This window comes from Burkholderia sp. LFS061 (assembly GCF_047978125.1).
GTDB classification, from domain to species: Bacteria; Pseudomonadota; Gammaproteobacteria; order Burkholderiales; family Burkholderiaceae; genus Burkholderia; species Burkholderia pyrrocinia_C.
Map to the genome: position 1 here is coordinate 1 of NZ_JBFPFS010000088.1, position 6695 is coordinate 6695.

3 protein-coding genes and 3 pseudogenes are annotated in these 6695 nt (G+C 61.5%); 3 read left to right on the forward strand and 3 right to left on the reverse strand.

Annotated elements, in window-relative coordinates:
• Positions 1 to 176: 176 nt before the first annotated feature.
• A complete protein-coding gene (locus ACNQQL_RS35415) occupies positions 177 to 1472 on the reverse strand; it encodes a virulence factor family protein (protein WP_347069405.1) in 1296 nt (431 codons plus the stop codon).
• Positions 1469 to 3955, reverse strand: a complete 2487-nt coding sequence (gene mprF, locus ACNQQL_RS35420; RefSeq protein WP_416392820.1) for a bifunctional lysylphosphatidylglycerol flippase/synthetase MprF — start codon at positions 3953 to 3955, stop codon at positions 1469 to 1471. The genes ACNQQL_RS35415 and mprF overlap by 4 nt, the downstream gene beginning before the upstream one ends.
• A 936-nt stretch (positions 3956 to 4891) precedes the next feature.
• On the opposite strand from mprF, the pseudogene ACNQQL_RS35425 reads away from it, so the two are divergent.
• The 3 genes and pseudogenes from ACNQQL_RS35425 to ACNQQL_RS35435 all read left to right on the forward strand — a co-directional run.
• Positions 4892 to 5002, forward strand: a pseudogene (locus ACNQQL_RS35425) (IS5/IS1182 family transposase); the annotation flags it as partial.
• 167 nt (positions 5003 to 5169) lie between these two features.
• Positions 5170 to 5651: pseudogene (locus ACNQQL_RS35430) on the forward strand (transposase); the annotation flags it as partial.
• Between the two features lie 8 nt (positions 5652 to 5659).
• On the forward strand, positions 5660 to 5782 hold the full coding sequence (locus tag ACNQQL_RS35435) for a hypothetical protein (protein WP_416392821.1): 123 nt from the start codon (positions 5660 to 5662) through the stop codon (positions 5780 to 5782).
• Positions 5783 to 5881: 99 nt separating this feature from the next.
• Here the strand turns inward: ACNQQL_RS35435 and ACNQQL_RS35440 are convergent.
• A pseudogene (locus tag ACNQQL_RS35440) lies at positions 5882 to 6097 on the reverse strand (transposase); the annotation flags it as partial.
• Positions 6098 to 6695: the final 598 nt, after the last annotated feature.

Below are 6695 nucleotides of genomic sequence, written 5' to 3' on the forward strand. Positions count from 1 at the left end.
GCTTGCTGTTTGAACTCCGGGGAAAACGTACGTCGTTGCTTGCTCATCAGACACCTCTTCATGGCGAACATTCTCGCCTAAATCAGTGTCCGGATTCATTAGACCACTACAGGCAACCCTGCCCGAATTATCTGCTTCCGTCATGCACGCGGCGGATCAACCCACGTCATACTGACTTATTTCCCCATCCCAATTCCCGACGCCGCCGTTCTTCGCACCGCCGCTAAAATTCGTTTTTCCAAGTCGATGTAGCTTCCGCCGAAGTGATGCTCGCCGTGGGTCTTGATCAGCTCGACGCGGGTATTCGCGAGCGCGGGACACATCGTGTCCTTCTCTTCCTCGCCGTAGAAGCACTGCACGAGCTGCGGCGGCACTTTCGCCAGCTCCGGCGCGACCTTCAGCGCCTTGTCGCTCGCGGGCATGCCGAGCCAGCCCGTCACGCGGATCTGGAAATCGGCGGATGGCGCGAAGCCGAGCAGCGACATCACCGCGACCTTGTCGCGCAGGTCGGCCGGCAGCCGGTTGTATACGAACGGCATCACGTCGGCGCCGAACGAGTAGCCGACCAGCGCGACACGGTTCGCATGCCAGCGCGACGTGTACGTGCGCATCACGCGCGCGAGATCGCGGCTCACCTGTGCGGGCGACTTCTCGCTCCAGAAATAGCGCAGGCTGTCGATGCCGACCACCGACACGCCGTCGCGCTGCAACGCCTCGGCGATCGTCTTGTCGAGATCGCGCCAGCCGCCGTCGCCCGAGATCACGATCGCGAGCCGGTCGCTGCCGCCCTTGGCCGGCAGCTCGACGAGCGGCAGATCCGACACGTCGAGTTCGTCGCCGCTGCTGCTGTCACGCAGGTGCGACGTGACAAACGACACGAGCTTCGCGGTGTCGCCTGCGGCAGCCGTTTCGACAAAGCCCGGCATCGCGCGGCGCACGATCGTCGGATCAGGCGGGCACGGATTGAAGCGCGGATCGAGCTTCGCCGCCGGATCGACCGATACGACGCCGGCAATCGTGTTCTCCGGCGCCATCGACAGGATCTGCTTCGCGATCGCACCACCCTGGCCCACGCCCGCGACGATCGGCGTGAAATAGTGCGACGAGCTGGCCAGCCGTTCGAGTTGATGGCTGACGGCCTCGGCGTCGCCGTCGAGATGGTGGCAGGTTTCCTGCTTCGCGGCGAGATTCATCGCATAACGCTCGGAATCGACCCCGACCGTCATCGCACCCGCCTTCGCGAGCGCATCGGCCGCCTGCTGGTCGACGGCATTCCAGCCGCCCTCGCGCGAGAACAGCACGACGAAGCCGCGCAGCGCGCCATTCGGCTTCGTCACCGTGACCAGCCCATAGCGGCCGCCCCGCACCGTCTCCGTTTTCGTCGGAACCGGCTGCGTCGCGAACGCGGCGCCAGCCAGCATCATTCCCGCGCAGGCGGCTGCCGCCCGCGCGATTCCCTTCTTCGACATCATGAACGCCGACCTCCAGCCAGCAATGACAGATCCGCAAGCGTGACGAACACGCCGACCGAGCCCGAGGCCGCGAGGTAACGCGGCTCCCAGTGCGGTTCGAACTTGCTCTTGAATGCGCGCAAGCCGCGGAAGTTGTAGAAGCGGCCGCCGAAGCGCCAGACCATCAGCCCGAGCCGGTGCCACGGCGACGGCATCTTCGCCGCCCCCATCCCCGAGAACGGCGCGATGCCCAGGCTCAGCTTGCGGAAGCCCGCTTCCTTCAGATGCAGCGCGAGCTGCGTGAACAGATACTCCATCGCGTACGGCGATGCGTCCGGCAGATGGCGCATCACGCCGACCGTCGCCTCGGTGTTAAGGTCGGTCGTCATGAACGTGACGAACGCGATCGGCTTGTCGGCCTGCCGGACGAGCATCACCGATTGCGTCGCCAGATAGCCGTCGTGGAACGCGGCAACCGAGAAGCTCTTCTCGCGTGCATCGCGGCTGTCGAGCCAGCCGTCGGAGATGTCGCGCAGCGCCGGCAGCGCGGCCGGCACGTCGCACGGCGCGATCACCTCGACCGTCAGCGCGTCCTTGTCGCCGCGGCGCAGCGCGTAGCGCAGGTGCGAACGGGTCGAACCCTTCAGGTCGAACTGGTTGAGCGCGATATGCGCATCCTCGCCGAGCTTCATCAGCGTGAGCCCCGCGTCGAGATACAGCGGCAGCGCGTTCGCGCGCACCTGGTAGAACACCGCGCGGCCGCTGTGCGCGTGCGCGAGCGCGATGAACTTGCCGATCAGCGCCGGCCATTCTTCGCGCGGCCCGACCGGGTCGTGCAGCGCGGCCCACGTACGGCCGTACTTCGCGTACATCAGGAACGCCTGACGCGATTCCGAGAACAGGAACGACTTGTCGCCCATCAGCGCGAGGCCCGCATCGCTGCATTCCTGCGCGCGGATGATCCGTTCGGCGTCGAACAGGTCCTGCGGCGCGGGCTTCACGAAACGGCCGGGCGCCGGGCGCAGCAGTTGCCACAACGCGAACAGCGCGACGAACACGCCGGCCGCGAGCGTCGCGCGCAGCGCACGCGGCGCGCGCGCATCGAACGAGAAATGCGACCACAGCTCGCGCGTGTACGGCACGTCGCGGAACGCGAAGAACAGCACCCACACCGCGAGCATCAGCACCATCGTCACCGACACGATCCAGCCGATCGTGAAGCGTGCGGCGAACAGCGACGAATGACGGGTGAAGCGGTGGCGGCTGACGAGCAGCAGCACGAGCAGCGTGCCGAGCACGCCGGTCTCGACGAACGCGAGGCCCTTCGCCAGCGACAGCGCGAGGCTCGCGAGCGTCAATGCGAAGGTTATCCACCATGCGCCGTCGAGGCGGCGCAGCAGCCCGCGCGCGACGAACAGCAGCGCGACGCCGAGCACGCTGCAGATCACCTGGGAGCCTTCGAGCACCCACAGCGGCACGAGGTGGCGCAGGATCGCGATCCGGTGCCAGAACGCGGGCGTTGCGCTCGAGATCACCAGCATGCTGCCGACCGCGAAGGTCACGAGGCTCAGGAACACCGGTGCGAGCTGCGACACGCGCACGGCCTGCCGCGTCACGAGCCGGCGCCGCAGCGCGCGGCCCTCGAAACCAGCCAGCAGGCCGGCCGACAGCACGAGCGGCACGCCGAAATAGATCGCGCGATACGCGATCAGCGCGGCGACCATCGCATGCGCAGGCACTTCGCGGCCGAGCGTGAAGACCATCGCGGCTTCAAACACGCCGATCCCGCCCGGCGTATGGCCGATCATCCCGAGCAGCAAGGCGGCTGCGTAGACAGTGATGAAGGTCGGGAAGCCGACCGGCGCGGCCGGCAGCAGCACCCACAGCGTCAGGCCCGCCGCGACGACGTCGAGCACCGCGTAGACGACCTGCATGACGAGATCGCGCCGCGCCGGCACGTCGAACGACAGCCATTTGAAGCGCGTGACGACCGGGCGCGCGGTGTTGCCGCACATCGCGACCAGCGCGGCCAGCACCATGAGCAGCGCCGCGCCGCTCCACGTGAGCACGCCGGGCGCGACGTGCAGCATCGCGGCGAGCGCCTCCGGCACGCAGACCATGCCGACCGCCGTCATCAGCACCATCGCGAGCGCCAGCGTGCCGCTGGTAAACACCGTCATCCGGCCGATCTGCGCGGGCGTGACGCCCGACACGCCGTACACGCGCGCACGGACCGCGCCCCCCGTCAGCGCGCCGAAGCCGGTCGCGTTGCCGAGCGCGGAACCGGCGATCGCGCCGATCCACAGCGCGACGCGCGGCACCTTCGCGGCGACATAACGCAGGCCGACCGCGTCGCGGGCGACGAGCGCGAGATAGCTGAGCGCCGTCGCGGCCAGCGACGCGCCCCACTCGCCGGCGGACATGTGACGCAACTGGCGGATCACGAATCGATAATCGACGGATTCGAACGCGTGCAGGAAAAGTAGCATTACGACAACTGACATGCCAACAACCAACAGCGAAGGCTTCACGATATTATGGTAGATATGTTCCATACACGGCTAATCTGATCCACCGCACGATCAAAAGCGGCGTCTTGGATTGAATTAAGCAGCCCCGAAAATATGCATCATTAAGCGCGCAGCGACGATACATTAAGAACCCAACTAAATTATTGAAGCCGCCGAACATAGATCGATGAATCATAACCATCAACATTCATCATCTAATTTTCCATATTATTCTGCGATATAACTCAATAACTCGAAGCGTTCTCGGCACGAGATAAATGTTCGACGACACATCGGCCCGAGATGATCGCAATTAAAGTTAAATTAATCTCGATGCCCGCTGGTTCCAATATTTACCACGACCAACCTGGCGATCCCAAGACAACCTTGGAAACCCAAAGACCTATCGCGCCGGCCTTGCATCCACCAGATAATTTTCCGTGACTAGCCGCGAACCCAATCCAGCACCAGCCTCATTCGCAATCAGAAGTTCACAATGCCAATTTTTAGCGGAATTCGAACCAACAACACCAGATTAATAACCTTCCGATCGTCAATTAATTTTGACAAAATACGACACACACTCTTTCCGACAAGCCACACCTCGACACGCCGCAACCATTAATCGATGCGAAAAATTACACGCCATGCATTGGATCTCAATTATCCCACCTTCGCCCACCACCCGAAAACAAGAATGGTCTTGCTTTGCGGGGGGGGGCTATGTTTTTCCGATCTACCCTGAAGTAAAATTAGTCCCGGCCGGAAGTGGAGATTTCCGACATGATAGAGTGCTCGATGCATTACCTCCAATAATGAGGAAATTCTTAGAGTCGGCTTCATAAAAGCCCAGAGGGGTGTTAGGGATGGTGTTCAAAACTGGCGAAGGCCCGCATGTTCGACAGGTCGGTTGCCGTGGACAATAAGGACATGAAACAGACCGACCTGAACCTTGACCTGACGATCCGGCGGACGCGCAAACGCGTATTTCTCGACGAGATGGAGCGTGTGGTGCCGTGGAAGGAATTCATGGCGCTGATTGGGTAATCTCCCCGAAAAACCGGTGTGATCAGAAGTAGAATTTTCTTGTTGAGGGAGTTCTACAGCATGAAGAAGTCGAGATTCACGGACAGCCAGATTGACCTGCCCTGGAATTTTCGGACCAGTTGAAACTTGAGAGAATGGCTTCCAACGGAGAAAGGGAAGTCATGAAGAAGAGCCGGTTTACCGAAGAACAGATGGTCACCATCCTGCGCGAGGCGGACAAGGCGCCGGTGGCTGAGGTCGCGAAGAAGCACGGGATCAGCGAGCAAACCATTTACAACTGGCGGCAGCGTTTCGGCGGGCTGGAAGCTGCCGACGTGAAGCGGCTCAAGCAACTCGAGCAAGAGAATGCCCGGCTGAAGAAGATGCTGGCCGAGCGCGATCTCGAGCTGGACGTGATGAAAGAGATCAACGCAAAAAAGTGGTGAGCGCGCCCGCCCGACGCCAGCAGGTCACCTACGCGAAAGCACGGGGCCTGTCGGAGCGGCGTGCGTGCGCGCTGATGTCGGTCGCCCGATCGGCGCTGCATTACGAATCGACGCTGACCGTACGGGACGCGCCGGTGCTGGCAGCGATGAACATCCTGTCGGCGCAATATCCGCGTTATGGTTATCGCCGCATCCAGATCTTTCTGGAGCGGCAGGGTCGCTGCACATGCAGCTTCGGAAGATCATCAAGGCGCGCGGCCACTTCCCGTCGGACGAGGCCGCGCTGAAGCTGATCTGGCTGGCCCTGCGCAACGTCGTTGCCAAGTGGACCGGCTCCCGGCACGATTAGAAGAGCGCCATGACCCAGTTTGCGCTGCTTTACCCGGAACGATTCAACATTGGAGTCTGAATCTCAACCCGCCTCACACACGAAATTCCGGATACCTCCTGCTTCGGCCAGCAGTTTCTTCAGCCGGGCATTCTCCACCTCGAGGTCCTTGAGCCGGCGGGCTTCCGAGACTTCCATGCCGCCGAACTTTGCGCGCCACGTGTAGAACGACGCGCCACTGAACCCGTGCTTCCTGCACAGTTCCTTGACCGGCATACCGGCTTCAGCCTCCTTCAGAAGCCCGATGATTTGCTGTTCCGTAAAGCGCTTCTTCATGTTCGTCTTCTTCTCCGAAAACGAACTTTACTAGACTCCGGCTGGCCCTGTTTGTAGGGGGCAGGTCAAAGAGCATGGCAGAGAACGTGGTACCAAGAAGGCAGTACATGAAGGAATTCAAGGTGGAGGCAGTGCGGCTGGCTGAGAGCGTCGGTCAGCATGACCTGCCCGCGTTAGTCGTAGTCTGGCTTCTTGGATAAATCTGGCAAACCAGGAGAATTCTTGTGTTCGAGAGGGGTATGTGACGGTACCATTTCCACGCTTTATTCCGCTTATCTATTTTTTCGTGGTCCGAATCTTTGCTGCAGCACCCGAGATATTTCTCGTTTTCGGTGCGGTTTTATCGGGCCGGTTTGACTCGGCAGCTGCATCGTTGCCCAGGTGAATTGTTTGATTTGCCATTGTGGTTCGCAGTTCAGTTTTGACGGGTAAGTGGTGCTTGGCGATTGAGCTGCGCCTGTGAGGTGTGACGGCGAGCAAGCAAATTTTCGATAATTGTATTTATGTCAAATCCAGGGGGTGTAATGAACCGAACAACTGTAACGAACATCTCGAAGATCGCGGGCGGTATCGCGCTCGCCTTCGCGCTTGCCGCTTG

Bases quoted from the DNA above. Each gene is read 5' to 3' on its own strand.
- ACNQQL_RS35435 (WP_416392821.1), top strand. From the start codon at position 5,660: ATGCAGCTTCGGAAGATCATCAAGGCGCGCGGCCACTTCCCGTCGGAC.
- ACNQQL_RS35415 (WP_347069405.1), bottom strand. From the start codon at position 1,472: ATGATGTCGAAGAAGGGAATCGCGCGGGCGGCAGCCGCCTGCGCGGGA.
- mprF (WP_416392820.1), bottom strand. From the start codon at position 3,955: ATGTCAGTTGTCGTAATGCTACTTTTCCTGCACGCGTTCGAATCCGTC.